This window comes from Thermoactinomyces sp. CICC 10521, from assembly GCF_016055135.1.
In the GTDB taxonomy this organism is placed as follows: Bacteria; Bacillota; Bacilli; order Thermoactinomycetales; family Thermoactinomycetaceae; genus Thermoactinomyces_A; species Thermoactinomyces_A daqus.
The window spans coordinates 44,986-71,583 of record NZ_JAECVZ010000016.1; the positions used below are offsets into that span (position 1 = coordinate 44,986).

Below are 26,598 nucleotides of genomic sequence, written 5' to 3' on the forward strand. Positions count from 1 at the left end.
ACCATCATCCTCTCAAGTTCTTGCACAAAAACAGAGATTTGGGTAAAGTGTCTTAGAAGGAGTGATTCGAAATGATCGATCAACAACTGATCCAGCGCATTAATGAGCTGGCCCGCAAGAAAAAAGCAGAAGGACTGACAAACCAGGAAAAGCAGGAACAAGCCAGATTATATCAAGTCTACCTGAAAGCGATCCGCGGACAGGTCAAACAGCAGTTATCGCAAATCCGTTTCGTGGATAAGCAATGAAGCACATCATATCCATTATATAGCACGCATGATCATCATACAAATCCACCTCGTTTTTGACGGTGGATTGGCAAAAGGAGTGGAAATATTGAAACATCGGCTCGGGCCCCTGTGTTTATCGGCTGCCGCTGCCATTTGGGGAGGGATGTATGTGGTCAGCAAGGTGGTTTTGGCCTGCATTCCCTCGTGGATTTTACTGGAATGGCGATTTGTGATCGCCCTGTTCATCCTCGGGCTATGGGCTCTCCGCAAACGGGAATGGCGGGTAAAACCCGGGGATCTTTGGCTGTTTGCGCTGATCGGGCTCGTCGGCTATACAGGTTCAATCGGACTGCAGTTCATCGGCACTCACCTGTCAGGTGCGGCGATGGGATCATTGATCACCTCCGCTTCCCCTGCCCTCATCTCCCTGTTCGCATGGTGGATCTTGAAAGAAAAATTGAACTTATCCAAAACAAGTGCCCTTCTCCTCGCGACGATCGGGGTGCTGATCGTCAGCGACCTGACCGGGCTCACCGCTTCATCCCCTTCCTTTGCAGGAAATCTCGCTCTGATCGGCGCAGCGCTGACCTGGGCGCTTTACACCGTTTTATCCCGACTCAAAACCGTCACCTACACCTCTTTGACCGTTACCTTCTGGGCAAACACATTCGGGGTGATATTTACCGCACCGTTCTTCGTCTGGGAATACCGGAACCATCCGTTTACCGTTCCCCACAGTCTCTGGATCTGGATCGGCATTCTCTACATCGGCATCATCTCGACTGCTCTCGCCTTTTATCTCTGGAACAAAGGATTTGAATATGTGGATGCTGCCACCGGCTCGCTCTTTTTCTTCATCCAACCGATTGTCGGCAGTTTGCTGGGGGCATTCACCCTAGGGGAAAAACTCTCATGGAACTTCTATCTGGGGGCACTGCTCATCGCTGGCGGCATTTATCTGTCTGCACTGAAAAAATCGGATAAGCGTCACAGCCTGTCAAAAATGATGTAAAAAATTGTAGCAACTTCTCTTTTATTTTTGTTTTTTCAAAGGTTTCAATACAGTAAGATATAAAAAACATATTTCTACTAAAAACAATCCAGCGAAGGTGATACAGATGGATCTCACCCGGCCCTATCGCGTGGAAAAGGGGCAATACTATATCAGCACTGACCGGAAACGGTTGGATCTTTCCGTTATACAGCAATTTCTCAATCATCAATCCTACTGGGCGCAAAACCGCACACTGGAACAGATCAAACGTACCATAAACCACTCTCTCTGTTTTGGGCTCTATACAACAGACGGCAATCAGGCAGGATTCGCCCGTGTGGTCACCGACTATACAACTTTTGGCTACCTGGCGGATGTTTTTATTCTCCCGGAACACCGCAAACAGGGTCTGTCAAAATGGCTGCTTGAAACCATCCTCAATTGCCCCTGTTTGGCAGATATTCATCAATTTACGTTATATACAAGAGATGCGCACGGCCTGTACGCCCAATTCGGCTTTAAACGCCTGGAAGACCCGGAACGTTTCGACAAATTCATGGAATTGTTTCTTGCTCACAAGAAATTTCCGCAAACCAAAAAATCGAGGACCCTATGACGTCCTCGATTGCATTCCTGCCTTTCTCTTATTCCCCCAGCTCCTGCACCAGACGTTGGAATGTATGAAATGCCGGTTTCGGCGTGTAATCATCCCGCATAATGCCAAATTGATGAAAGAGATCATCCTTGGAACTGTCCGCATCCCGCAGGCCGAAGAGCTTATAATGAGTAATATTGAGTTCATGGCGCAATTGATAAACGGTGCGGATGATCAGCTCAAGCACTTCAGCCTGCCTTTCGTAAGTTCGGTCATGGCCGGTAAAGGGATTTTTGCCGGTGGGCCATCCGTTTTCAGCGATGTGGATCGGGATGGTGTCGGGAATTCCGGCTGTTCTGAGATTCACTTCGCGCAAACGACGCAGCAAGCGCTCTACTGAACCGGGAATCTCATCTGCGGAGAGTGGCTCTTCAAATACATCGACATAAAAATTATGGGCGACATAATCCAATGAATCTGTAAATGTCTCCCCTCCGATCCTGGCCAACTTCTCCCAGAAATCAGCAGCCGTTTTTGGGCCGTTGTCCGGTACGGAGCCAAAACCAATCTTCACTCCCACATTGGCTTTTTGTGTTTCTTCCTTTGCCGCAATAACCCCCTGCACCAACATTTGCACAATATTCGGATTTGCTCCGTCCATGAAGGTCAAATTGGGTTCATTGGTAATTTGCAGCGAAGCGATCTCGGAACCGTACTGTCTGATGATTTTCCGGATCAGCCCGAGCCAGCGCTCCATCTCTATGTCCGGAGCCAAAGAACCTACCGTCAAGTCTCCGATCAATCCCGACCGTACATATTTATCCACAATGGATAAAAGTTTCTCATCCGTGTCAGCCGGTCCTGTATAAACGAGATACATTCTGGGCAACAGTGATTTTGCCTTTCCCCGAAGACGTTTTAACGCAAGTTGAATCTGCTCATAGTCGTCCTCAGGCCCGACAGCCAAGCCGGCGGGCGTGCCGGCCACACCAAGCGGATAAATTCCGAACTTCAACCCTGGTAAATGCATTGAAAATCTCTCCTTCTCACTTGAAATTTGCCCCACATGGAACAACCTGCTCTGTTGTGGTAAACTAAGAAATCATTCCTTATTTCTCATCTGCACAAACAGTAAACATAAATTAACCTTTAACCCTTGATCAGTGCGATAAATCCCATAAAAAAATAAATAATTATTTACCATCTGATCAACTCAATCATAAATTATCGTTGACTGATTGTCAACAGAGTCAGAGGAAAGGAAGTTGAGCGGTGCCTGCCAAAACCGAACAACTCGCAGCTAATATTATTCAGCTTCTTCCTTTGCTTCAGGACAAGCTGTTCAAACCTGCATTGCAGAATGCATCAAATCTTAAAAAACAGTCCGATTTAACCCATCTGCAATTTCACATTTTGGAGGAACTGTTCCCGATTGAAGACGGAATTTCGATGACCCGATTGGCCAAAAACATCAATATTTCCAAACAGCAATTAACCCCGTTGGTCAATAAGCTCGAGGAAAAGGAATATCTCATCAAAAGGCAGGATGTCAGCGACAGGCGATATGTCAAGCTCATGTTGACTGAAAAAGGAAAAAACCTGGTGAAAACGCGGTGGGAAGATATACATTCTTTGCTGATCAACCGGATCAATCAACTTGGTGAAGATGAAAGGATTGATCTGGACTACGCAATCCACAAGCTTCTTCGCATCCTTCAAAAAATGGAGTAATCCGGCATGATCAAGAAAATTACCCCACCTGGTGCTGGCGGGGTAAACAATCATTTATCAAACGGAAAGCAATCAGCGGGGATTCCTGTCAATTATTTTCATCAAGGATCTCCACATATCCGTTGGTTCCATCCACACGGACATACTGACCATCCTTCAGAATCCGGGTCGCATTTTCCACACTGACAACGGCGGGAATGCCGTATTCCCGGGCCACGACGGAACCGTGGGTCATCATGCCCCCGACTTCCGTCACAAGTGCCTTGGCCGAATGGAACAAGGGCGTCCAACCGGGATCTGTGTAGGGAGCGACCAAGATGTCTCCTTTGTTCAGTTTTCCTTCTTCCAATCTGCGAACAACCTTGACATAGCCTTCCGCAACACCCGCGGAAGCAGGAATGCCGACCAAAGCCCCAGGCGGTGCCTGCTCGTTGCGGATGACCGCTGAAAATGTTTCCCCTTCACTGGTGATGACGAACGGAGGAGTCAGTTTTCGGTAAATCTCTTCCGATGCCTTGCGGGAACGGATCCGTTCATGAACTTCATCCTTTTTCAGGCGGTCTTCCAGCAAGGCGATCAATTCGTCCAGCCGCAAATAATAAACGTCCTCTTTCTGCTCAAACACCCCTTTTTTCACAAGGGTTTGGGCTTCTTCCAAAATGGTTTCCCGATAAAGAGAGAAATAACGAATCATGATATATTTGGGCAGTTCACGGATGCCCACTGTATTTCGGTAAAGAGAGATGAGCCGGGACATTTTTTTCGCTTTCCTGTTGCCGCAGCGCTCCTTCACCCGTTTAAGCAAGTCCTGAATCGCTTCATGGGCTTCCCGTTCTCCGTTTTTAAATTTTTCCCGGTGCTCTCCGGGGGCATTGCTTCTCATATGGCTGAGAATGGACGGGACGAGCATGGTGGGCGCTTCCCTGTAACGAACCCGTGTAATGTCGATTTCTCCGGGAGCCCTCATGCCGAATCTTTCCATGAACCGCTCCAATTCCGCCCGGAATGCGTCACCGCCTTCCACCCGGCTCAACCCCTCGTAAAACGTGCGGTCTTCTGCCTGTTCCAGGTACCGGACGACTTCGGGATAAGGTCTGGCCGCATCTGCCAAATCCCCGATCGCCAGCCCCATTTCGCTGGTGATGTTTCCGGGTGGAGACTTTTGAATGGAGGGGCTCAATTCTTCTCCCAGCCATTTTTTCAGTTTTCTATTGATGACCGGCAAGGCAATGAATCCGGCATAGGTGTAGGCCAAGGGATCGACGATCGTCTCAAAAACGGCTTGATCGCGGATCAACCGAATCCGTTCCGATCCGGTGCGTTGGGACAATGCCTGTCTGAACCGGGCCAAATCCTGTTCATATGTGGCAAAGGCCTTTTTCAGCGCGAGTTGCGGATCTTCCCAATACCAAATCTGGATCAACCGGGGAATGATCTTCCGGTACAGGCCCAACATCAATTTCAATGTACCGAATGCTTTTCGCATCCCGCCCCGCTTTGGTGCCAGCTTTTGAAAATCTTCGCTTTGGATCACTTTTTTCAGCGCCACCAGGTTATCATCGGCAACCGTGCTTTTGAGAATCTTTCGTTGAACCGGCTTCAGGAACAGGAAACCGGAACAATTCCAGTAAAGACGCCCGCCCACCTCAGGAAACTGAGAGGTGACATCATCAAGGGAAATGAGCGATTGAAAAACCGAGATCCCGAGCGGCTTCATATAATCGGTCATCATTTGCGAATGGCCAACCGAAAGATAGACGCAATATTCGCCATTCTTTGACGGAGGGACCGGATAGAGGGAAGTAATCGGGCGGCTTTGGAGAATATAGAGTTCATCGCCCTTCAAACACCACTCGATATCCTGCTCGGAACCGTAATGATTTTCGATTCTTCGTCCCAGTTCCGCCAACTCCAAGATTTTGTGGTCCGGGAGCACTTGTTCCTGGCGAAGTTCAGGCGGCAGTTCACGGATTTCCGTTCCGCCCTCCTGAACCGGAAAAACCCCTTTTTCTTTTTTGGCAATCTGTTTTTGGATAATCTCATAGTCCCGGACTTTGTACAAATCTGCCGTCACAATGCCGGAAACGAGCGCCTCTCCCAAACCAAATCCGGCATCGATGGAAACGGTGCGCCGATGTCCGGTGACTGGGTCTGCCGTAAACATAATGCCGGATGCTTCCGGAAAAACCATCTGCTGAACGACGACGGACAGGAAGACGGAGCGATGGTCAAATCCGTTATTGGCCCGGTAAGTGATGGCCCGATCGGTAAACAGGGACGCCCAGCATTTTTTGACAGCGTCGAGGAGTGCTTCTTCCCCTTTTACATTCAGATATGTTTCCTGCTGCCCGGCAAATGAGGCAGTTGGGAGGTCCTCGGCGGTCGCACTGGAGCGGACGGCATAAGCGTGCTCTTTGCCCAGCGCCTCCCAAGCTCCGACGATTGCCGATTGTATTTCCTCCGTTAACGGAAGCTCAAGCAGGTGGTTGCGGATTCTCTCCCCCCACATGCGGATCTCATCAAGCTGTTCCGGTTTTAAGCGATTTAACGCGTCCAGCCATTCATCCAACTCCCCGCTTTTGGCGATAAACTGGCGATAGGCCTCTGTTGTGACGCAAAATCCGGGCGGAACAGGAAAACCCGCTTTGGCCATTTCCCCCAGATTCGCACCCTTTCCGCCGACCATCGGCAAACAGTGGCGATCGATCTCATCAAAGCGAAGAACATAGCTCATCACTATTCACGTCCCCAATCTGTATGGTTATATTCACCCAAATCACTCAGCCTGGCTGTTCAAGCCTTTTCGCTGGTTCGGTAAACGCCGTATTTGAGGATATCGAGCATCTGTTTGTAATCATTAAACAACTCTTCCCATTGATCGAGGCCCTTCCCGGGCTGTTCCAAAGCCTGTTTCACCAGTTGCTGGGCAATGGCATTCAAGCTTAAAAAGATCAGGTAAATCGCTTTTTCCACATCCAGATCCTCGCGGAATTTCGAGCAATCGACTCCCTCCATCAGAAACGGCATGGCAATCTTTTGGAAATAAGCGATGCTTTGCTCCGCCTCGCGCGGGAACTTTGCCAAAATCTCGTTGTAAGCCGAAAGCAAAAAAGAGTAAAGAAGCGGTTGTTGCAAAAAATAACGATACTTGATTTCTCCCAGATACAGGATCCGGTCGAAAATGTCATCCGGCCAGTCCGCTGATGCCGGAACCACCTCCTTCATTTGACTGATATACTGCTGCACACAATGGTCAAAGGTAGCCAGGAAAAGATGTTTCTTGCTGCCAAAGTAGTGAAACAGCAGTCCTTTGGAAATGTCGGCTTCCTGGATGATCCGATTGGTTGATGCATTTTCATAACCGCGTTCCGCAAATTCGCGAATCGCCGCCTGAAGAATTTTTTCTCTTTTCTCTGCAGGAATCTGCTGGTAAAGATCATTCAATTTCGTATATCCCCTCCATTGACCACTTGGTCAACACGATTGATAAATCCATTTTAATTCCCATCGACCACTTGGTCAATAGGATAATTTGAGTGTTGCAGGAAAATCGGACACCGACATCGTAGTAATGAAATGGAACGAAATAAATGGAGGGATTGACATGGCCAAAGTGTTGATTCTGTCCGGCGATGCGGTCGAAGCGCTGGAGATCTTTTACCCCTATTACAGGCTGCTTGAGGAAGGACATGAAGTCACGATTGCCGCTCCGACCAAAAAGAAATTGCAAACGGTGGTCCATGATTTTGAACCGGGGATGGATACATTCACGGAAAAATTAGCATACGGTCTGGATGCGCATGCCTCCTTCTCCGAAATTAACCCGGCTGAGTATGACGGTCTTGTCATCCCTGGCGGAAGAGCGCCTGAATATATCCGGCTCGAAAAGGAAGTACCGGCCATCGTGCAACATTTTTTTGAAACAAATAAACCTGTTGCGGCTATTTGCCATGCTGCGCTCGTATTCAGCGTCGTTCCGGATAGCGTGCGCGGACGCCAGTTGACCGCCTATACCACTTGCCGTCCTGAAGTTGAAAGTGCAGGCGGACAATATATAAAGGAACCATTACATGTTGAAGGAAATTTGGTCTCCGCCCATGCATGGCCTGGTCTTCCCGGATTCATGAGGGAATTTCTGAAGAAGTTGCCATAGACATCCTTGCGGAAAAACCTGATTTTAACCTCGATCAGAGGTTGTGATCAGGTTTTTCGCATTTATTTCATTGTTTTGTGATCATTTTCCCGGATCGCTTCGTCTAATACGCTGTTTTCCGACCGGCAGAAACGGGGTTGGCGGATGAGTTGCGGGCAATCCATTTGTTGGATGAAAGACGGCACCGATCGGCTGACTTGTTTTTTTCATTTCGGATAAATTCATCCTGTTGTTGTATTTCTTATAAGAGAAAAATCTTTGTTTGTGAAGCAAACCTTTTTATAAATAAATATTTAATCTCCCGAATTAGTGGCAAACCGAAGGAAAGTTTGAAATAATAGAAGGAAGAATAACTTACTTTAAGGAGAGTGCTAGCATGAGCTTACATAAGGAATGGATTCAATTTCAAGATGGTGATCAAACGTACCGACTATACACCGCCAGGCCGGCACTGGCTGAAGGCCCGCTCCCGGCGATCATCGTCATTCAGGAAATATGGGGGACTGATGAACACATCCTGGACGTGACTGAGCGTTTTGCTAAAGCAGGTTATTTGGCCGTTTCCCCCGATTTGTTTGCCGAAAATGGACAACGTCCGCCTTCGATGACAAATGAGCGCATCACAAAGGTGAAACAGTTTCTGAATACAATTCCGCCAACGGCCTGGCACAGTCCGGAAAAGCGTGAAGCGGAGTTGAAAAAACTGCCCGAAGCGGTACGCAGCGAAATTGACGAGACGTTTCAAAATGTGTTTGGCAGCCTGGAAAAATTCCCGAAATTCATTGCTCAATTAAAAGCGACGGTTCGGTTCCTTTCTTCCGGGGAATACCGTCTCGTCAAAAAAATCGGATCCGTCGGCTTCTGCATGGGGGGTGCCCTTTCCGCTCTTTTGGCAACGGAAGTTCCGGATTTGGGCGGGGCAGTCATTTTTTACGGCCGCTTTCCGGATGAAGAAAGGATTGCCAAAATTGAATGTCCGGTCATCGGCTTTTTCGGCGAACTGGATGAGAGCATTAATGCCGGTCTGCCACAGTTTGTGGAAAACATGAAAAAAGCGCGGAAATCATTTAACTATAAAGTTTATCCGGGGGCACAACACGCTTTTTTCAATGATACACGCCCCTCTTACCACGCGGATGCCGCCCGCGATGCCTTTGCAAAAACCCTCTCGTTTTTCAATGACGTGCTCGGTCAATAAATTATTCATCCGGCCTGAGATCATTACCAATCCCAGGCTGGATGCCTTCCCACTCCTTAATCCCGTTCCCGGCTCAGATACTCGCTCGGATAAGGCTCTCCTTCGGGGTGGTGGTTTTTAAATTGGCTCAACCTCCCGTTTTTATGCTCCCCCTTTTGCACCTTTGCCGTTTGCGGATGGTTATTCTCTCCTCTTTTGCCCTGTTTGTTTTCACTCATCGCTAAATCCTCCTTTACTCAGTAATCGACCTCATTTGCTTTCACTGCCGATTCATTTTCATACCACGGATTGATATGCACCAATACTTCCTGCACGTCATCAAAACGCTCCATCACGTTCTTTTTGATGGCACGGGAGATATCGTGCCCTTCCTGAACCGTCATCTCTCCCGGAACGCCGACACGCACATCCACGAGAATATAATGCCCGTGTTCCCGGGCCCGGATCCGGTCAATGCGCTTCACTCCCGGCACGGCGGATATGATCGCGGCAAATTGATCCAATTTTTCCTGGGCCACATTGCGCTCCATCAGGATATCGACCGCTTCCCTCCCCATATGGATGGCCACTTTGAGGATCAACAGAGAAACCACAATACTGGCGAGCGGGTCCCCGTATTCCAGATAGGGAATGCGGGCTTGGCGTCCCAAAAGAGCAAGGCCGATCCCGATCGCCGCAGCCAGAGAGGAATAGACATCTGACAGATGATCATAGGCGGTGGCGATTAATCCTTTGCTGTTTACTTTCCTGCCGATCCGGATGGTGTAAATATATAAGACCAGTTTAAACAGCAATGAAAAAACGGCCGCAATCAACGAGATGGCATGAGCTTTTGGCGGAGGCAGGAACAACGCTTCGATCGACTGATAAATCATCCAGATGGCAGCCAGAAAAAGAATCACCGCCACGATCCCCGAAGCAATCACCTCCGCCTTTCCATGTCCGTAAGGATGTTCACGATCGGCCGGCATGGTTGACACGCGCATGGAACCCAGCGTGGCAGCGGAAGCGACCACATCCGAAGCATTGTGAGCTCCGTCGGCGACTAGCGAGGGACTGCGATACAACCAACCGACCATAAATTTAACCAACGTGAGAAGAATATTGCTGACCAGGCTGACCCATGCGACAGCCATGGGAGATCTCATTCGCTTGTTCACATCATTCACCCATTTATACTCTTTACTTCTTCGCAAAAATTAAACAAAAAATCCCGGTCTCCGGTCGGGGACAATGTTTTCCGACTCCCGACGGAAAGAAAAAAGAGCGGCTCCGTGTCCGCTCTCCCGTTTATTGAAAAAATACTTGGTTGAAGCTTCTCTGTGTAAAGTTGTAAATCCGCCCGCCTTTCCGGTCAAGGAGCTGATTGGATGCGCCCTTCAATCTCCGCATGGAAAGGTTGCGGCAATTGTTTGATATATTGAATCAGAGCATCCAAATCAGTTGGTCCGATCACGACATTTTTCCCGCCGGTGAAAACCGTAAATCTGTCTCCCCCGCTTGCCAGAAAATTGTTGGTCGTGACGGTGTAGGTCTGGTTCAAATCGATCGGTGTACCGTCCGCTCCCGTCATGGAAACGATCCGGTCATCAGCCGGGCGGCTGGGATCCCAACGGTATTTCAAACCGGATATCTGCAACATATGGACGCGGTCGGGATCCTGGAATTGTTGATTGAGCAGTTGCTTGATCTGTTCTCCGGTCAATTCCATTTTCTCCAATTGGTTTCCGAAAGGCTGTGTTGTGTACAAATCGCCCCATGTCACATCCCCGGCAGGCAAATCTGCACGAATCCCCCCCGGGTTCATAAAGGCAAAGTCGGTATTCATGGCCGCACGTTGCGCATCGGCAATCAAGTTGCCCAGCGCCGACTCCCCTGCCTCATTTTGCGTCCGTGTGATGGCGGCAGCTGTCTTCCCGATCACCTGGTTGATCAGCGGACCCACTTTTTTCTCCGCCTCCGCTACCATTTTGGCTACCTGAGGATCGGGTTTGATTCTCTCCTGGTACGTAGTAACGATTTCCCCATGTTTGCTTGTCACATCTTTACTGCGGCGATCAATCGTCAAATCCACATCAGAAAAAGCAGTCCCATAACTGTAAGCTTGTACAATTAATTTTCCGGCAACGGTTCCGTTCAGATAAGTGTGGGTATGACCGGCAAAGATCACATCCACTTCCGGATCGATTTTCCGGGCAATATCTGCAATCGGCCCTTCAATCTTTCCTGTATCCCGGTTTTGATTTCCGCCTTCATGAGCCAGGACGATGATGGTATGAACTCCTTTTTGCTTCAAAACTTTTACCCAGCGATTGACAGCGGTCGCTTCATCGATAAATTCCACATCTTTGACGTGATCCGAAATGACGATCGAGGGAGTCGTCCTGGACACCACCCCGATAAAACCAATCGGTATTCCTTTGACACGTTTGATGGTGTATGGAGGAAGAATGGGTTGATGTGTCTGTTTATCCAAAACATTTGCACAGGTGTAAGGAAAGGAAGCCCCTTCAAAATCCCCGGTTTTCTCATGGTATCCCCCGTAGATCAGCCGCATCATTTCCGGGATGCCCTCGTCGAATTCGTGATTTCCGACGGTTCCTGCATCAAACCCCAAAGCGTTCAGGATCCGGATTGTCGGCTCATCCTGCAAAAGAGCGGATACAGGTGCGCTGGCTCCCACCATATCACCGGCTTGAACCAGCAGTGTATTCGGGTTTTCCTGCTCCCGCTTTTTCAGGTAAGCAGCCAGAACTGCGGCCGTGCCGACGGGTTTGCCGTCCACCATGTTCGTCTTATCCAACTGCCCGTGGAAATCATTGATGCCGAGCAATTGAACATGCAAGGAATGAGGCTCTTTCGCCGGGAATCGAAAAGCGGTCATAAGTGAAATTGAGCCAATGGCCAAAACCATCGACAGCAAAATCCGCCATGTTTTCATTCGCAGCATATTTCTCCCTCCCCTGAATTCATAAAAAATAAGAATAGTTTCATACATTCATTAATATTTTAAATTAATAAGAAAAGTAAAGCAAAATCGCAAATGTGCTAATACATCTTTACTTTGCCGCAGATCGAAAGGTTCAAAAATAAATTGACAGTGCATGAAGAATGTGCTAAAATCCAAAAACAGTCAAACAGGAGAAAGGTGGTATTAATCTCAATCATGGGCCATCTGTTTGTATTCTAGGTTCTCTTCAGGCAAAGAGAAGAAGGTGAATGCAGACACTGCTTGCATAAAAGCAACCGGGGATTGGAAAGCGGTCTTCAAACCCTTTCCGATGCTCTCTTTGAATGTGCCCATGTATTGAAATCTTTTGTCCAGTCAGATTCCTCCCTTTCTCGTCCGGAACGGAATTTGCCTGATTAGCCGTGGGTGCAACTGCATTCACGGCTTTTTGCATGAAGAGGCGAAACGAAAAGGAACTGTCATGATTCAAGGATCAAGGGGGAATATCGATGCCCGTTCAATCGACGCAAAACAGTCCCAATCGGTCAGATTTATTGAAAAACCGGTTTGTTCAGGTCATCCTGTTGTCCGGGTTGCTTTTGCAAATTGGCATATGGGTTCGGAATTTCGCGGTATTGCTGTTTGTGATGGACAAAACCCACGGAGATGCGTTTGCCATCTCGATGATCTCTGTGGCCGAATTTGCCCCGATCTTTATCTTTTCATTTATCGGCGGCACTTTCGCCGACCGCTGGCGCCCCAAAAGGACCATGATCTGGTGCGATTTTTTAAGTGCGGCATCCATTTTTGCCGTGTTGCTGACACTCGTGTTTGGCACCTGGAGAGCCGTCTTTTTTGCCACGCTCGTATCGGCGATTTTATCCCAATTTTCCCAGCCGTCAGGGATGAAGCTGTTTAAGATGCATGTGCCCGGCGAACTGATTCAGATGGGAATGTCGATTTACCAAACCATGTTTGCCGTCTTCATGATTCTGGGCCCTGCATTGGGCACCTTCGTTTATCAGCAATGGGGGATCGTCGTGGCGATCGGCATTATGGGAATCTGCTTCCTGCTGTCAGCCTGCGTGCTATTCCTCCTCCCGCCGGACCGCGCGATGGAAGACGGGAATAAAACAGAAACATCCCTGCTCAAGGAAATGATGGATGGTGTTCGGTATGTATTGTCCAAACGGACGCTCACACTACTGGGAGCCTGCTTTCTGGCGGCCGGATTGGCGCTGGGCCTGATCCAGCCGATGGGGATCTTCCTCGTCACGGAACAATTGGGCTTGCCGAAAGAACAACTGCAATGGTTAATGACCGCCAGCGGATTGGGCATGATTCTCGGCGGCGGTGTCGCCATGAGCCAGTCCAAGACGGTTGCGCCCCAGAGATTATTGATGCTGGGCATGCTGATCAGTGCATTGGGCATGGCCGTTTCGGGATGGTCGACCATCTTGTGGCTGACGTTGCTGGTCCAATTTATTTCCGGGCTGGTGTTACCGATGATCCAGATCGGGATCAACACGATGATTTTGCAGAATTCCGATGAATCCTTCGTCGGCCGGGTCAACGGGATTTTGAGTCCCCTCTTCACCGGGGCGATGGTGGTCACCATGAGCATCGCCGGTTCGCTTAAAAACATGTGGTCGGTCGTGGTGATGTATGAAATCGCAGCCATTCTGTTTATCGCAGGTGCACTCACGATTCTCCCCCTCTACCGGCTGCCGGCCAACCCGTCTCCGGAAGGCTCGTCCACGCCGGAAACCAATTGAGAGGGCCCGCATCCGCGGCAACAGAGAATATACAACTTGACGGACTCGGTATTGACTTTATACCGTCCGCCTGTTTACGATGTGCAATGTATTCCAAATCGATATTTTGGGAGGACTATTAAAAAGATGTATCATGTCAGACTGCGATTCCCAACTTTGAACAAGTAATTTCATACGTTCAAAGGCTCTGCTTGTGTTTGCAGAGTAAACGGGATCAGTCTGCCCTTTTTTAAGTCTTCGTTTTTGCATAGAGAAGTCTAATATGAAGAAAGGCAGAGCCGGATCTGCCTTTCTTTTTTAATGTGATAACGAACTTTTCCTGAACAGACGAAGGTTTCTCATCGCTATTTCTCTCTTCAACCCGTACAGGGATAAAGACAGATTCTCCCTTTACTCTCAATCACAGGCAGCCGGTCTGTGATTTTTTCTTTTGAAGGGAAGAGAGTCTGATGAAAAAAGATCGTAAATCCCGCCGGGGGAAAATAACCCGGGGAGAACCTCCCAATTTTCTTGGACAACATTTAATGATTAATAAAAAGTTGCTCAAAGAAATGGTAGAAATGACGAATATCAGCGAGACAGACACCGTTTTGGAATTGGGGGCCGGAAAAGGAGCATTGACAACCGTCCTCAATCAACGGGCCGGAAAGGTACTGGCGGTAGAATATGATGCCAGGTTTGTCGATGTCCTGAAACGAAAAACAGCGCAAAATCCAAATACCAAAATCATTCATCAAGACATTTTGAAAATTCACCTGCCAAAAAAACCGTTTGTGGTTGTGTCCAATATTCCATATTCCATTACGACGCCTATTTTAAAAATGCTGCTTAACAATCCTTCAAACAGCCTGCAAAGAGGGATCATCGTGATGGAAAAAGGAGCAGCCAAGCGATTCACATCAACATTCATAAAAAACTCCTATGTTTTGGCTTGGAGAATGTGGTTTGATCTCCGTTTCATCAAAGAGATTTCCCGAGAAAATTTTTCTCCTCCGCCAAGCGTCGATTCCGCCATGGTCATGATCACGAGAAAAAAGCAACCCATTATCGCAAAGAAAGACCATTCCGCTTTTTTGGGACTTGCAGACTATGCGCTCAGAGAACCGAAAGCGGCAGTCGAAACCGCGTTAAGAGGCATATTCACACCGACGCAAATGAAGCATCTGAGAAAAAACTTGGGAATCAAAAATGAGACGTCCATCGGGTTTTTAACGGAATCGCAATGGGGGATTCTTTTCAATACCATGACCCGGTATGTTCAGCGTCCGCTCTGGCCAAAAATTAAAAAGAAAAAATAAATACCTCAGCCCAAAAAACAACCGGCTTCTCCTGCTATATGCGGGAAGCCGGCTATTTTCTTGCCCTCTTCTCTCGCAGAACATGCACAAATCAATTTCAATCAGTTGGTAATATTGGAAATTTTACTTTTGGCTTTTGATTTTCACTTTTTTATAATAATCATTGGGTAGTTAATTCTTTTATTTATAAATCAACTAATTTTTATTTAGGAGATGATTACTCATGTGCGGCATTACCGGTTGGATTGATTGGAAAAGGGATCTGTCAAACGAGCGTCCCGTTTTGCAAAAAATGGCCGATGCCATTCGTCACCGCGGGCCGGATGCTGAAGGTTTTTGGTTATCCCCGCGTGCGGCGCTCGCTCATCGTCGTCTGATCGTGATCGACCCTGTTGGCGGTGCGCAGCCGATGCTTTACCGGACCGGAGAGAACACCGTTGCTCTCACCTATAACGGAGAAATCTACAATTTCCGTGAATTGCGCGAGGAGTTGGAAACGCTCGGACATACCTTTCAAACCAAATCGGATACCGAAGTTTTGCTTCACGCCTATCTGGAATGGGGAGAAGATTGCATACGGCGCCTGAACGGAATTTTTGCTTTTGCCATCTGGGATGAGAGAACGCAAAAGCTGTTTTTGGGGCGGGACCATCTCGGCGTGAAACCGCTGTTCTATGCCCAGCGTGACGGCATGGTGCTGTTCGCCTCTGAACTGAAAGCGCTGTTGGCCCATCCGGAGATCCGGCCCGAAGTGGATGCCGACGGTTTGGCGGAAATTTTTGCCCTTGGCCCGATGCGCACCCCGGGAGTCGGTGTTTTTCGCGGAATCAAGGAAGTTCGTGCCGGACATGCCGTTTCCATCACCGAGGAGCAAACCCGGGTTACGCAATATTGGCAATTGAAAAGCAAACCCTTTACCGATGATGTGGAAACTGCAATCGACTATATTCGCCATCTGTTGGAAGATACGGTAAAACGGCAATTGATTTCCGACATGCCAGTCGTTTCCATGCTTTCCGGCGGTTTGGACTCCAGCGGATTGACAGCCATTGCCGCCAAGGAATTCCGCGAGTCAGGCAAAACACTGCATACATACTCAATCGACTTTGTCGGCAGTGATCAGCATTTCCAAAAGGATTTGCTGCATGTGAGTTTGGATGCACCTTATGTTCAGATGGTATCCGACTTTGTCCATTCCCGTCACCATTCGATCGTGTTGAGCCATCTTGACCTGATCGACCATCTCTCCATTCCCACGCGGGCGCGTGACCTCCCGGGAATCGGCGAAATGGAAGCATCTCTCTACCTCCTCTTTCGCGAAATGAAAAAAGAAGCAACCGTCTCTTTATCCGGTGAATCAGCCGATGAAGTGTTCAGCGGTTATCCCTGGTTCCACCAGGAAGCATTTTTAAATTCGGGAACCTTCCCTTGGAATCAGAGCATCGCCTTTTTTGCCGAAGTTTTAAATGAAGACGCAAAGGCGAAAATCAAGCCGCAGGAGTACCGTCAGGCCCGCTATGAAGAAGCGCTCAATGAGTTCGACCGCCTCGACGGAGAATCAGAAATCGCCGCCAAGCAGCGCGAAATGTCCTATCTCTTTATCACCCGTTTTCTCCCGTTTATGCTCGACCGCAAAGACCGCATGAGCATGTACACCGGCTTTGAGGTACGCGTTCCCTTCTGCGACTACAGACTGGTTGAATATTTGTGGAATGTGCCTTGGCAAGTGAAAAGTATCGGTGAGATTGAAAAAGGCATCTTGCGCCGCGCCCTCAAAGGCTATCTGCCTGAAGAAGTGCGGTGGCGCAAAAAAAGCGCATATCCGACAGCACAAGACCCCACCTATTACCGCTCGGTGCGCGAATGGATGAAAGAAGTGCTAAATGATCCCAATGCGCCGATCCTGCCGCTGATCAACAAGCAGCTGGTAGACGACATCGTCGAACATAAGTTTTCCGAAGCTCCCTTTGAAGTGGGAAAAATGATGGAATATCTGGTTCAGGTCAACTTCTGGTTGCAAGAATACCGGATCACCCTCGTTTAAAGAACATGCCCCTGTCTCCATTGCGGGAAAGGGGCATCTCTCATTTTTCCAGCAGGGCCAGCCGCACACCCAAAAGAGCATAAACAGCCGCCTTGACATAGCTGATCGATTTGGAACCCATTGATTTTTTCAACAGTTTTTCTCCCGCCATTCCGGAAAAAACAGAGACGAGGGAAAAAATCAGCAAGGCCTGGACAAAAAACAACCCGCCGAGCGTAATCATTTGCAGCGGAATTTTCCCCACAGCGGGAGAAATAAACTGGGGCAGAAACGCGAGAAAGAAAATGGACACCTTGGGATTGAGCACGTTCATCAGTATGCCGCGCTTATACAATGAGAAAAAACTCCTTTTTGGTTCAGTTGCCGATAAGCCCGACCGGCCGGTCTCCTTCAGCGACATCCAGGCCAGATACAAAAGATAGGCAGCCCCGGCATACTTCAGCAACTGAAAGGCAACCGCCGAATGATAGAGCAAAGCGGAAATCCCGACCGCCGCTGCAAAGGTATGGACGATCAAACCTGAACATAATCCAAGGGAAACAGCAATGCCATCCCGTTTTCCCTGGGAGACGCTCTGGGTGATCACAAACAGAAGATCCGGGCCGGGCAAAAGTGTCAGCGTGACCGACGCCATGAGAAAATAAAGGATATTGGCAAGTTCCACTCGCGCTCTCTCCCTTTTTTGTTTTTCTATTTGATTCGCAGGAAATCTCCCCGCCCACGCAAAAATTAATCATCTACTGCCAATTTTACAATGAATATTTGGTTATTCAAGATCTGATTAAAAAGAACAAATAAGAGAGACCGCGATTCTACGTGGCACCCCGAGAGATTCGCTGGAAGGAAATTTTGTCCTTGTTTTTTGTTTTTCTATTAAATCCCCTGCAAAATCATATCTTCCTCAAAACAGATTTCGAAATTTCGAGATTCGGCAAGTAATTAAAAATAATGAGCTTGTAATGGAAGGTTAACAAGTTATAGTTGCCAATATCCCCAAATACTCTGACTCATTCTTTTTGAAAATCTTCACGGCTTGTCAGATAATGAATTACAGGTGAATGTTTGGGAAATGTTATCGAGCAAAGTGAGATGGGTTTGGCCATCTCACTTTTATTTTTCTAACGATTATTCGGTCGTGGCTGGCATCTCCATCAAGATTGCTTAAAAAGCATCATCCTGTGGGGGCCGATTCCATTCCTGTATCGTCCCCTTCACTCCTCCAAACCACTAGCAAAAATGGCTTGAAACCAAATGGGGCTTCAAGCCATTTTATCAATCGTCGTTCGCTGCCTCCAGGCCTAAAAGGAGAAGGTATCCGTACAGGAGCCGGTTTATTATTACAAATAGTTGCTATTGTACAGAGTCGATCAGGATTTCTTTAAAATGTTGTGCTGCTTTTGACATATATCGATCTTTAACCCATACAAGCGCAGTATCTGATTTTATGTTAGGTGTAATTTCCGCATATGATAATGTTCCTTTTGGTCTTAAACGAGTCGCCAATTTTGGGACAATGGCAATCCCAACACCGGAGTCTGCCAGTGTCAGCAGTGTCGCAACATCAGGACTTTCGCAAATAATTTTTGGGTTAATGCCAAATGCTTGACAGGCCTCAATAAATTGATTAAAGATCCCTTGCCCGCCTTGTCCGTGTAAAACCATGAGAGGATACTTTTCAAGCTCCTCTATTGCAATCGTTTCCTTTTCGAAAATATTCCAATCCCTTGGTTGAACAGCAACAAGAGGTTCTGCTTGTAAGCGAACCATGGATAAATTTGTGGTTTGTAAGGGCAATCTTATTATGCCAAGCTCAATATCCCTATTCTGCAAGAGTTCCTCGACTCTGTAGGAATCTTCCACCCAAAGGTGAAAGGAAACGAGCGGATACTTTCGCTGAAAAGTTTGGATAGATCTGGGTAAGTAAGATATACAGGACATTACTGTACCTATTGACAGTTTCCCCCGAATACCGGCCCCTTGTTCCTTTACTTCCGATATCATTCCATCAACTGAATTTAAAATTTCCTTTGCTCTATGATAAAAAGTCCATCCGGCCGGAGTAAGATTTAACTTTTTGTTATTGCGTTCAATCAGCGTTACGCCAAGCTCCTCCTCCAGTGCTTTCAATTGCAGGCTAAGAGGAGGTTGAGCGATGTGCAGACGATTCGCAGCGCGTGTAATTTGTCCTTCTTCGACAATCGTTACAAAATAAAGCAGTTTCTTCAAATCCATGGCCAATCGCCTCTATCATATGTAATATATATGATTTGGATATATTATATATATTTTACTTATCTTCGAACTAGTGCTAACGTAAAAAATGTAAGTAACAAACGAAAGGTTATCCAATAGACCTACCATTTTGTAATCAATGTGCATGAGGTGATTTACGGATGGTTTACAGGGACTTGCGTTCGTTCTTGGAAAAGCTCGAAGAAGAAGGACAACTAGTGCGTATTACGCAACAGGTTTATCCTGAACCGGATTTAGGTTCAGCAGCTCGTGCAGTTAACAATCATGGAGACCAAGCTCCTGCCCTGCTTTTCAACAACATTTTCGGTTATAACAACGGACGAGTGGCATTAAACGTCCATGGTTCATGGCCCAATCATGCTCTGATGATGGGGCTTCCAAAAGACACTCCGGTTAAAGAGCAGTTTCTGGAATTCGCACGCCGTTGGAAAAACTATCCCGTTCCGGTCGAAAGAGTTGACACAGCACCCTTTCACGCCAATCAAGTAACAGAAAATATCAATCTTTTTGACATTCTCCCTTTATTCCGCTTGAATCGTGATGACTCTGGGTGTTTCATTGACAAGGCTTGCGTTATCAGCCGGGACTTAGATGATCCGGATCACTTCGGAAAGCAAAATGTAGGTATTTACAGGTTGCAGGTAAAAGGTAAAGACCGTCTTGGCATTCAGCCGATTCCTACACACGATATTGGCATTCATCTGAGAATTGCTGAAGAACGCGGGGAAAATTTACCGGTAGCCATAGCCATCGGGTGTGACCCTGTCATTACCACGATTGCAGGTTCTCCTCTGACTTATGAGCAGTCCGAATACGAAATGGCCGGTGCCATTCAAGGGGAACCCTACCGAATTGTACGCGCCAAACATTCAAACCTGGATATTCCTTGGGGAGCAGAAGTGGTATTGGAAGGGGAAATCATCGCAGGCTACCGGGAATTGGAAGGTCCGTTCGGGGAGTTTACCGGCAGCTATTCAGATGCCCGTCATCAACCTGTAATCCAGATTAAAGCCATCTACTATCGAGATAATCCCATTTTTGAAAATTTGTATTTGGGAATGTCACCGACTGAAATGGACTTTATAACCAGTATCAACACATGCGTACCCCTTTACCACCAGCTTAAAGAAGCTTTCCCCGAAGTAGAGGCCGTTAATGCCAACTTTACGCAGGGGTTAATAGCCATTATCTCCACTAAGACGCGATTTGGCGGATTTGCCAAAGCCGTGGGCATGCGTGCGATGACCACACCGCATGGATTGGGGTATTGTAAAATCGTCATTGTCGTAGACGATTTTGTCGATCCTTTCAATTTATCTCAAGTCATGTGGGCTTTATCAACCCGAGTCGCGCCCGACAAGGATTTGGTAGTCATTCCAAATGCATCAGTATTATCTCTGGACCCAAGTTCTGAGCCGCCGGGAATAACTCACAAGCTCATTATCGATGCAACTACACCGAAAGCACCGGAGAGTCGGGGAGAAGAATTCGCGCCAATAGTGGAACCACCGCGAGACACCGTAAAATGGGAAAAAATCTTAAAAGAATTAATAAACAAATAAGAGGTGATACACAGTGACTACATGCCCTCGCTGTGATTCGAATGAAACAAAGGTTTTGTGTGAGTCTCCCGTAAAAGGATGCTGGATCATGTACTCATGTCCGGTCTGTACGTTTACGTGGAGATCAACGGAGCCCGAAGCCATTACCAATCCGGAGATGTACAACCCACGATTTAAAGTGGACCCGTCCGACATGGGCAAATATCAGATTCATCCACCCATCGCCCAAAAAAGAAAAAGTTAGTGTTCTCTGACAGGTGATAGAAATGAAACTTATCGTTGCAATGACCGGCGCAACCAGGAGTATCCTCGGGATCAAATTGTTGGAGGCCTTAAAGGAATCCGGAGTGGAGACGCATTTGGTCATGTCGGAATGGGCCGAAAAAACAATGCAGATTGAAACATCTTACCGGCCCGATGAAGTAAAAAAGCTGGCTTCATACGTGTACGAGCCACATAACCAAGCATCGCGAATTTCAAGCGGCTCCTTTCGTGTCGATGGAATGGTCATTTCACCTTGCAGCATGAAAACACTCGCGGCCATCCGGATAGGGTTTGCAGACAGTTTAATTCCAAGGGCAGCAGATGTCATTTTAAAGGAGCAAAAAAAGCTGGTCATTCTTCCTCGTGAATTACCATTCAACAGGATACATCTTGAAAACATGCTGAGCCTTTCGAATGCTGGCGCTGTCATTTTACCGCCGATGCTTACGTTTTATAATAAACCTTCTACACTCGACGATGCCATCAATCATGTTGTTGCACGGACCATGGATCAGTTCGGAATTGAAAATCAGTTAACAAAAAGATGGCTCTCTCAATAGCAAAAATAAACGGGTGAAGGAGTATTTCCTTCCCCCGAATACCTAGCTCAAGCATTAGTCTCAAGTTACCGTCTGCATTGAGAAGATTCACATTACCATGGATCAACGGATACCAAAATTGGCCGTCACTACCTCTACTCTTATTATCATGCGCCCTCGCTGATCTTAGCGAGGGTTTTATTAATATTATGATAGTGATTCTGAGAAAAAAGTGAGGGGTTTTTTCCATGAAAAAATGCGTAAACAAGGGGGAACCTATCCCAAAAAGATCAGAGAGAGATTCCTCCCACTTGGATTAATCAGCTTCTCAATAAATTGGCATGTCAAATTGCCTTTGCCAGGTAATCGGCGAGCTGGTCAAAGGTTCCGGCAAAGCCTTGCTTCATTGATTCGATTCCTGCCTCATAGGTCTTACGCTCTTCCTCTGTCGCGTTTACAGGACCCCCTCGAAGGGTGATCGTGGTTTTGCCTCCATTCTCAAATAACGTCAGCGTATTTAATACTTCCAGCGGCCAGGTCGGGCTAAACGGGGCACGGACCGCATTGCCTTCCACATCGGAAAAGGAATTGATGAAGACAATCCTCTCCGGCGCAACGATTTCACGATAAACAAACTTGCCCCACATTTCATTCCCGTCAGGGGATGTCATGCTGTAGTGAAAGACGCCTCCCGGGCGGAGATCCAACTTGGAAACACCAAATGCGAATCCTTTCGGCCCCCACCAGTGCTTCAGATGCTCAGGCTCAGTCCACATCTTGAACACAAAATCACGTGGTGCATCGAATGTGCGTGTGATAACGAGCTCACCCTCTGCGCTGTTGTTTGTTGCATTTTTTTCATTCATTTCCATTCCTCCATTTTCGAATTGGGCAGTACCTAAGCTCCCCCTTGGCAGGACTACTTCTCTTCGCGATGGATCACTTCCTTTCTTTGCAGAACAGGAAATCATCCAAGCGGTCGAAGAAAGAGACCATTTCTCGCTCTTCCTCATTCACCCGCTCTCAATCCTTCCTTTCGAATCGCTTCACCCTCTTAAGCCGGACAGCGCTTCACCTTCATCCTGGATTGACCGGTTCTCTCCTCCTTTCCCCGAATTATCAAAGTCGGAACTCAGTCATTTCTTTTACATGGAAATAGCATATTTTGGGGTTGATCAATGACTGGAAAAGAGATTAAGTTCCATTTCCATTATGTTTATCAGTACTTTTCTTAAGGATTTTCACCGAGGCTACCAATTCACCTTGTTCGTTATGCAAACACCTGCGAAAAAAGTTCACACTTTTCCGCTGCATGAATTTGTCTATCACCCACTAGCGGGCTCATCTAGATGGTCCCGTTCGGAAGAGAAAACATCTTATGCCTTTTCGTAATGGAACCCAACCGTTCTCAACATCTCCCCCCCAAATAGTCCATATAAATTGAAAAAATCCAAATGCCCTCAGTACCCCCTAAACAAAAAATCTGTCAACCTTGACCTGTTTTTCATGTTCGGAAGGTTGACAGACTCTCTATTTTAATCTATTGATTGCTTTGTTTGTTAAAAGCATAGGCAAGGGAGAAAATATTACTGATTAAGGTCATTCGGAAGTTAGAGATCGTCAAGAATTTGTAATCATTAAGAACATTCATTTCTTCTTTGTCGAGATTAGCACCATAGACGAGGAGAGGAATCTCATCCTTCCTTTCTATGAGCAACTTTGCAATGGCGATTAATTCTTGGTCCATCGATCCATCTGCTGGCTTGACATAACGGTAAATAAGGATATCGATTTCATGATTTTCAAGCGCTTGTCGCAATTGATCACGGTCAAACAATGCCACTTTAATATGCTTAATTCCACGCCGACGGATCAGATCGACTTCTTCTGTTTTCATTTTTTCAATCTCTGCTCCAGGTCCCATGACCCAAATTCGTGAAGAAGTAAATGTTTTTTCATTCTCGATATTCTTTTTCAGCGCAACCAAATCTTGTTCAGTTTCACGAGTAAATTGTTCTAACATATCCTGATACTGCTTTTCCATCTGCGATTTCACTTTTGCCATCTGATGTTGGTAACCTTCAAGGGCCAATGCCAGTTCGTTTTTCACTTGTTTTTCAAGGGTTCGTTTTTCTTCTTCTAAGCGTTCTTTAAACTTATTATTTAGCTCTTTTTTGGTTTGATTTAATTCGGACTCCATCAGCTTTCTTAAATCGTTTTTTGTCTGACCGATACTAAAATAAATGATGGCAACTCCAGCGCCTAACAACGCGGTTTGCAAAACCAAAAAGAACTGAAACAATGTAAATAACGAGTCCCGCTCTTTCTGCACCGAATCCTGAAAACTGGTCATTTCCGCCTGTACATGATCTCGATAATTCTTTACTTCATCCTCAAGATCTTTTAAAAACTCGCGATGATCTTCCAAATCGGCAACACGACTGTTCAATTCATCCAGTGTAGGAGTCTTCTCCGGTTGCTTAGAATCTTCTGCATAAGCCAGAACAGGAAGACTTAGCAGAAAAAACAAGCAGATCAATCCCCCTACCCCATGCCGCCATTTCATATAATTACCTCCTCATCCGTACAACAAGATCCAAGCAGCAGTTTATTTTCCTTACATACTATCCATTGTAGGGAAAGAATCAATCTTTGAAAAGAATAAAAAATTTCTCGATATTTTAATAGGGAATCAGAAATAAGAATTAAAGAAAGGCAATGTCTGTCAACCTCCCGGTGATGAAAACTGAGGAGGGGTTGACAGACTTTTTATTTTATATCGGCTAAGGGTTGTTATTCAGCAAAAAAACTTTACAGAATACATAACCGATGAGGTAATCATGATCAACTACTTAGATCAATCAAATGGGGGGGAAAAGGGTCCCTGACCATCGATGAATATCTCCGCTCCGTCTGGCTCTTAGAGAAATAGTATACGGACACTAATGATGACGATTTCATCCCAAAGATATTCACAACCTTGGATGTCCAGGATTGGAAGCAACACATGCAAACCAATGAGAAATTGAGATCAGCCGCCATCAATAAAACGAATCTCCTCCCTCGTGAGGAAAACCGCCTAATGGAAAACCATTTTTTATAAAATTTATTTTAAAAAAAATATCATTTAGTATAATAGCTTGGTAAAAATCAATCAACAGGAGGGGTGTTTATGGATTCTTCCATAATGGCTTACCGTTCCGCCAACAAACGGAGCAAAGCGCTTCGCATCAGTCTGTATGCCTTTATCATCATTAATATTTTGTATCTGTTTGGATCAGTGAAGGAAATCAGTTCGTACTCCGGTTTTCCAAAAAACGCGGTTCCCAGTGCTGATGAGGTCCTGAGCGCGTCGTTTTTGACATCGCTGTCGGCCGTGTTGTATCTCATCTGTTTCATCGTCACCATCATCCTTTGGTGTTTATGGATTCGTCGTACATATCAAAATCTTTATGCGATGGGGATTCAAGGTCTCCGGCAAACTCCCGGGTGGACGGTTGGCTGGTATTTTATTCCCGTCGCCCTCATCTGGAAACCGTACGAAGGAATGAAAGATGCCTGGAATGCCTGTTCTGTTTCTGCCCCTCCATCCGGGACCAGCCTGCAAAAGTTGGCAGCTCCGTCAATCATAAAAATTTGGTGGATGCTTTGGGTGTTTTCCTCCATTTTGAGCAGATCGTCCTCCCGATTCGAGTCACGGGCGCATACGGCAGGGGAATTAACCAGTGCAGCCGTTATCGCCATTATCAATGCATTGGTCGACATCGTGCTTACGATTGTGGCTATTCAACTCGTGAAAAAACTGACGGAGAGGCAGGAAGAAAAATACCACTCTTTGGCGCCGCAACCCGCTTCGATTCCGGAAACAGAAACAAGTTCTTCTTTTACCTTCAAACAACCAGAGACCAACAATGCCGGCTCCGATTTCGGTTGATATTAACAAATGGCAAAGGCCCATTCCCGCAAAATTGGGATTGGGCCTTACTTACGTCCAGATGCGGCGGCGGATCTCCAGAAAGGAATAGATGACACTGCTCGTCACCAACCTGTCCGGTTCCACATCCAGTAAAATCACTTTTTTCCATCTTGTCAGTGCCTTTTTCCGTTCGGACATGTCCAAGATACATGCAACATCTACGGTCGTTCACTTTACCCCTTGATTTTATTGGGTTTATCCGTGCTTTTCCGAACAATCCTTGGACGATGTAATAGATCGCCCAACTTTCATTCAACTAAACTCCCAATACCTCTTGTTCCGCTTCAAGATTGAACAACTTTCAATACTATGATGGATTCAACTAAACCGGAGGTGAACTTGTGGACGTTTACGCCCGCAGCGAATTTCAATACCAAAATGGATGCAACTAAACGCGGGAAGCGGACCGGGAGATCAAAGAAGGGGAAGCCAGTGGACAGGAATTTGATTACAGTTAAAAAATCCAATCATTTTTATGTCCAAATCAAGTGAAGACATCATTGGATGAACAAAAACAGAGTAAAAGTCGAACGAAGAATCGAGGAGATTTTAAAGATCGCCAAGCAAGAACAAATGCCACCACTTCATACGAATACTCATTTGTGCTGTAAATGTGCCTATTTTGGTTTTTAATATGGAGGAAGGGAATATCAAAACAATTTTTCTATATCACATGCAATGGAAGTCTGAGACGGAAGCATAACACGGTGTCATTTGAACATGAAGATGGCCACATCTATTTAGGGCGTGTCCGGTGAATATTCTAAGATTCCATGATAAAATGGAAATTAACATAATATTTCGTAAGGGGGCATCTATGATGAGACGGCGATACGAAATTACGGATGAAGCTTGGGAAAAGATTGCTCCATTGTTACCCTCAAACGGTAAGCGTGGAGGTCAATGGAAAGACCACCGGACCATTTTAAACGGGATTCTTTGGAAGTTTGGGACAGGAGCTCCTTGGAGAGACCTCCCCGAGCGCTATGGTTCTTGGAAAACCTGCTATTATCGCTTTACTCGTTGGCAGAAGGAT

The 26,598-nt window shown here is 46.7% G+C and carries 27 protein-coding genes; 15 read left to right on the top strand and 12 right to left on the bottom strand.

The annotated features are described in order from the left end of the window. Positions 1-71: 71 nt before the first annotated feature. The 3 genes from I8U17_RS11860 (at position 72) to I8U17_RS11870 (ending at position 1,840) form a co-directional block, all read left to right on the top strand. Positions 72-248 (top strand): DUF896 domain-containing protein, encoded by a 177-nt coding sequence (locus I8U17_RS11860; RefSeq protein WP_081944021.1) that lies wholly within the window; start codon positions 72-74, stop codon positions 246-248. A gap of 88 nt (positions 249-336) precedes the next feature. After that, positions 337-1,242, top strand: a complete 906-nt coding sequence (locus I8U17_RS11865) for a DMT family transporter (RefSeq protein WP_232331061.1) — start codon at positions 337-339, stop codon at positions 1,240-1,242. A gap of 106 nt (positions 1,243-1,348) precedes the next feature. Next, a complete protein-coding gene (locus tag I8U17_RS11870) occupies positions 1,349-1,840 on the top strand; it encodes a GNAT family N-acetyltransferase (protein WP_198056375.1) in 492 nt (163 codons plus the stop codon). A 28-nt stretch (positions 1,841-1,868) separates the two neighbouring features. On the opposite strand, the gene I8U17_RS11875 is transcribed toward I8U17_RS11870, so the two are convergent. After that, positions 1,869-2,849: a glycoside hydrolase family protein gene (locus I8U17_RS11875; protein ID WP_033102291.1), complete on the bottom strand. Its 981-nt coding sequence runs from the start codon at positions 2,847-2,849 to the stop codon at positions 1,869-1,871. Between the two features lie 242 nt (positions 2,850-3,091). On the opposite strand from I8U17_RS11875, the gene I8U17_RS11880 reads away from it, so the two are divergent. Next, positions 3,092-3,550, top strand: a complete 459-nt coding sequence (locus I8U17_RS11880) for a MarR family winged helix-turn-helix transcriptional regulator (RefSeq protein WP_033102292.1) — start codon at positions 3,092-3,094, stop codon at positions 3,548-3,550. Between the two features lie 88 nt (positions 3,551-3,638). Here the strand turns inward: I8U17_RS11880 and I8U17_RS11885 are convergent, their stop codons facing one another. Continuing rightward, positions 3,639-6,287: a phosphoenolpyruvate synthase gene (locus tag I8U17_RS11885; protein ID WP_198056373.1), complete on the bottom strand. Its 2,649-nt coding sequence runs from the start codon at positions 6,285-6,287 to the stop codon at positions 3,639-3,641. Positions 6,288-6,343: 56 nt separating this feature from the next. Beyond that, positions 6,344-6,994, bottom strand: coding sequence for a TetR/AcrR family transcriptional regulator (locus I8U17_RS11890; protein ID WP_033102293.1), 651 nt, complete (start codon positions 6,992-6,994; stop codon positions 6,344-6,346). Positions 6,995-7,154: 160 nt separating this feature from the next. Here I8U17_RS11890 and I8U17_RS11895 point away from each other — a divergent pair, with 160 nt between their 5' ends. Further along, positions 7,155-7,703, top strand: coding sequence for a DJ-1/PfpI family protein (locus tag I8U17_RS11895; protein ID WP_198059458.1), 549 nt, complete (start codon positions 7,155-7,157; stop codon positions 7,701-7,703). A gap of 81 nt (positions 7,704-7,784) precedes the next feature. On the opposite strand, the gene I8U17_RS18585 is transcribed toward I8U17_RS11895, so the two are convergent. After that, entirely contained in the window at positions 7,785-7,913 is a 129-nt protein-coding gene (locus I8U17_RS18585) for a hypothetical protein (RefSeq protein WP_255517858.1), read from the bottom strand. A 166-nt stretch (positions 7,914-8,079) separates the two neighbouring features. Here I8U17_RS18585 and I8U17_RS11900 point away from each other — a divergent pair, with 166 nt between their 5' ends. After that, complete coding sequence (locus tag I8U17_RS11900) at positions 8,080-8,901, top strand: dienelactone hydrolase family protein (protein ID WP_198059459.1); 822 nt, start codon at positions 8,080-8,082, stop codon at positions 8,899-8,901. Between the two features lie 56 nt (positions 8,902-8,957). Here the strand turns inward: I8U17_RS11900 and I8U17_RS11905 are convergent, their stop codons facing one another. The 3 genes from I8U17_RS11905 to I8U17_RS11915 form a co-directional block, all read right to left on the bottom strand. Then, positions 8,958-9,119, bottom strand: coding sequence for a hypothetical protein (locus I8U17_RS11905; protein WP_160173932.1), 162 nt, complete (start codon positions 9,117-9,119; stop codon positions 8,958-8,960). A gap of 18 nt (positions 9,120-9,137) precedes the next feature. Beyond that, complete coding sequence (locus I8U17_RS11910; protein ID WP_370589255.1) at positions 9,138-10,061, bottom strand: cation diffusion facilitator family transporter; 924 nt, start codon at positions 10,059-10,061, stop codon at positions 9,138-9,140. 194 nt (positions 10,062-10,255) lie between these two features. Further along, a complete protein-coding gene (locus I8U17_RS11915) occupies positions 10,256-11,851 on the bottom strand; it encodes a bifunctional metallophosphatase/5'-nucleotidase (RefSeq protein ID WP_198059460.1) in 1,596 nt (531 codons plus the stop codon). Positions 11,852-12,360: 509 nt separating this feature from the next. Between I8U17_RS11915 and I8U17_RS11920 the strand changes: the two genes are divergently transcribed. The 3 genes from I8U17_RS11920 (at position 12,361) to asnB (ending at position 16,968) form a co-directional block, all read left to right on the top strand. Beyond that, on the top strand, positions 12,361-13,626 hold the full coding sequence (locus I8U17_RS11920) for an MFS transporter (protein WP_198056370.1): 1,266 nt from the start codon (positions 12,361-12,363) through the stop codon (positions 13,624-13,626). 446 nt (positions 13,627-14,072) lie between these two features. Further along, a complete protein-coding gene (gene erm / locus I8U17_RS11925; protein ID WP_198059467.1) occupies positions 14,073-14,924 on the top strand; it encodes a 23S ribosomal RNA methyltransferase Erm in 852 nt (283 codons plus the stop codon). A 223-nt stretch (positions 14,925-15,147) separates the two neighbouring features. Continuing rightward, on the top strand, positions 15,148-16,968 hold the full coding sequence (asnB, locus tag I8U17_RS11930; RefSeq protein ID WP_198059461.1) for an asparagine synthase (glutamine-hydrolyzing): 1,821 nt from the start codon (positions 15,148-15,150) through the stop codon (positions 16,966-16,968). Positions 16,969-17,008: 40 nt separating this feature from the next. On the opposite strand, the gene I8U17_RS11935 is transcribed toward asnB, so the two are convergent. Continuing rightward, positions 17,009-17,632 (bottom strand): LysE family translocator, encoded by a 624-nt coding sequence (locus I8U17_RS11935; protein WP_033102297.1) that lies wholly within the window; start codon positions 17,630-17,632, stop codon positions 17,009-17,011. A gap of 686 nt (positions 17,633-18,318) precedes the next feature. Continuing rightward, positions 18,319-19,200 carry a LysR family transcriptional regulator gene (locus I8U17_RS11940; RefSeq protein ID WP_198059462.1) on the bottom strand — a complete coding sequence of 294 codons (882 nt, stop codon included), beginning with the start codon at positions 19,198-19,200 and terminating at the stop codon, positions 18,319-18,321. Between the two features lie 161 nt (positions 19,201-19,361). Between I8U17_RS11940 and I8U17_RS11945 the strand changes: the two genes are divergently transcribed. Genes I8U17_RS11945 through I8U17_RS11955 form a run of 3 tightly spaced genes read left to right on the top strand, consistent with a single transcriptional unit; the run spans position 19,362 to position 21,607 of the window. Continuing rightward, entirely contained in the window at positions 19,362-20,783 is a 1,422-nt protein-coding gene (locus tag I8U17_RS11945) for a non-oxidative hydroxyarylic acid decarboxylases subunit C (RefSeq protein ID WP_198059463.1), read from the top strand. A 13-nt stretch (positions 20,784-20,796) separates the two neighbouring features. Next, the gene (locus I8U17_RS11950; RefSeq protein ID WP_081944023.1) at positions 20,797-21,027 is read left to right on the top strand and encodes a non-oxidative hydroxyarylic acid decarboxylases subunit D; all 231 of its coding nucleotides are present in this window, start codon (positions 20,797-20,799) and stop codon (positions 21,025-21,027) included. Between the two features lie 22 nt (positions 21,028-21,049). Beyond that, positions 21,050-21,607 (top strand): UbiX family flavin prenyltransferase, encoded by a 558-nt coding sequence (locus tag I8U17_RS11955; RefSeq protein ID WP_033102300.1) that lies wholly within the window; start codon positions 21,050-21,052, stop codon positions 21,605-21,607. Positions 21,608-21,930: 323 nt separating this feature from the next. On the opposite strand, the gene I8U17_RS11960 is transcribed toward I8U17_RS11955, so the two are convergent. Together I8U17_RS11960 and I8U17_RS11965 are read right to left on the bottom strand one after the other, a co-directional pair. Beyond that, positions 21,931-22,452, bottom strand: a complete 522-nt coding sequence (locus I8U17_RS11960) for an SRPBCC family protein (RefSeq protein ID WP_033102301.1) — start codon at positions 22,450-22,452, stop codon at positions 21,931-21,933. Positions 22,453-23,126: 674 nt separating this feature from the next. After that, on the bottom strand, positions 23,127-24,152 hold the full coding sequence (locus I8U17_RS11965) for a hypothetical protein (RefSeq protein ID WP_198056363.1): 1,026 nt from the start codon (positions 24,150-24,152) through the stop codon (positions 23,127-23,129). 606 nt (positions 24,153-24,758) lie between these two features. On the opposite strand from I8U17_RS11965, the gene I8U17_RS11970 reads away from it, so the two are divergent. Next, positions 24,759-25,520, top strand: coding sequence for a DUF4328 domain-containing protein (locus tag I8U17_RS11970; protein WP_198056362.1), 762 nt, complete (start codon positions 24,759-24,761; stop codon positions 25,518-25,520). Positions 25,521-25,571: 51 nt separating this feature from the next. Here the strand turns inward: I8U17_RS11970 and I8U17_RS18590 are convergent, their stop codons facing one another. Continuing rightward, on the bottom strand, positions 25,572-25,700 hold the full coding sequence (locus tag I8U17_RS18590) for a hypothetical protein (RefSeq protein WP_255518263.1): 129 nt from the start codon (positions 25,698-25,700) through the stop codon (positions 25,572-25,574). 366 nt (positions 25,701-26,066) lie between these two features. Between I8U17_RS18590 and I8U17_RS18800 the strand changes: the two genes are divergently transcribed. Both I8U17_RS18800 and I8U17_RS11980 read left to right on the top strand, forming a co-directional pair. Then, positions 26,067-26,195, top strand: a complete 129-nt coding sequence (locus tag I8U17_RS18800) for a Dna2/Cas4 domain-containing protein (RefSeq protein WP_152568638.1) — start codon at positions 26,067-26,069, stop codon at positions 26,193-26,195. Between the two features lie 187 nt (positions 26,196-26,382). Continuing rightward, the coding region (locus I8U17_RS11980) for a transposase (RefSeq protein ID WP_198059464.1) at positions 26,383-26,598 on the top strand (216 nt) is incomplete at its 3' end.

Coding starts and splice junctions, on each gene's coding strand:
- I8U17_RS11860 (WP_081944021.1), top strand. CDS start 72: ATGATCGATCAACAACTGATCCAGCGCATTAATGAGCTGGCCCGCAAG.
- I8U17_RS11870 (WP_198056375.1), top strand. CDS start 1,349: ATGGATCTCACCCGGCCCTATCGCGTGGAAAAGGGGCAATACTATATC.
- I8U17_RS11875 (WP_033102291.1), bottom strand. CDS start 2,849: ATGCATTTACCAGGGTTGAAGTTCGGAATTTATCCGCTTGGTGTGGCC.
- I8U17_RS11895 (WP_198059458.1), top strand. CDS start 7,155: ATGGCCAAAGTGTTGATTCTGTCCGGCGATGCGGTCGAAGCGCTGGAG.
- I8U17_RS18585 (WP_255517858.1), bottom strand. CDS start 7,913: ATGAAAAAAACAAGTCAGCCGATCGGTGCCGTCTTTCATCCAACAAAT.
- I8U17_RS11900 (WP_198059459.1), top strand. CDS start 8,080: ATGAGCTTACATAAGGAATGGATTCAATTTCAAGATGGTGATCAAACG.
- I8U17_RS11905 (WP_160173932.1), bottom strand. CDS start 9,119: ATGAGTGAAAACAAACAGGGCAAAAGAGGAGAGAATAACCATCCGCAA.
- I8U17_RS11915 (WP_198059460.1), bottom strand. CDS start 11,851: ATGCTGCGAATGAAAACATGGCGGATTTTGCTGTCGATGGTTTTGGCC.
- I8U17_RS11920 (WP_198056370.1), top strand. CDS start 12,361: ATGCCCGTTCAATCGACGCAAAACAGTCCCAATCGGTCAGATTTATTG.
- asnB (WP_198059461.1), top strand. CDS start 15,148: ATGTGCGGCATTACCGGTTGGATTGATTGGAAAAGGGATCTGTCAAAC.
- I8U17_RS11940 (WP_198059462.1), bottom strand. CDS start 19,200: ATGGATTTGAAGAAACTGCTTTATTTTGTAACGATTGTCGAAGAAGGA.
- I8U17_RS11945 (WP_198059463.1), top strand. CDS start 19,362: ATGGTTTACAGGGACTTGCGTTCGTTCTTGGAAAAGCTCGAAGAAGAA.
- I8U17_RS11955 (WP_033102300.1), top strand. CDS start 21,050: ATGAAACTTATCGTTGCAATGACCGGCGCAACCAGGAGTATCCTCGGG.
- I8U17_RS11960 (WP_033102301.1), bottom strand. CDS start 22,452: ATGAATGAAAAAAATGCAACAAACAACAGCGCAGAGGGTGAGCTCGTT.
- I8U17_RS11965 (WP_198056363.1), bottom strand. CDS start 24,152: ATGAAATGGCGGCATGGGGTAGGGGGATTGATCTGCTTGTTTTTTCTG.
- I8U17_RS11970 (WP_198056362.1), top strand. CDS start 24,759: ATGGATTCTTCCATAATGGCTTACCGTTCCGCCAACAAACGGAGCAAA.
- I8U17_RS18590 (WP_255518263.1), bottom strand. CDS start 25,700: ATGTCCGAACGGAAAAAGGCACTGACAAGATGGAAAAAAGTGATTTTA.
- I8U17_RS18800 (WP_152568638.1), top strand. CDS start 26,067: ATGAACAAAAACAGAGTAAAAGTCGAACGAAGAATCGAGGAGATTTTA.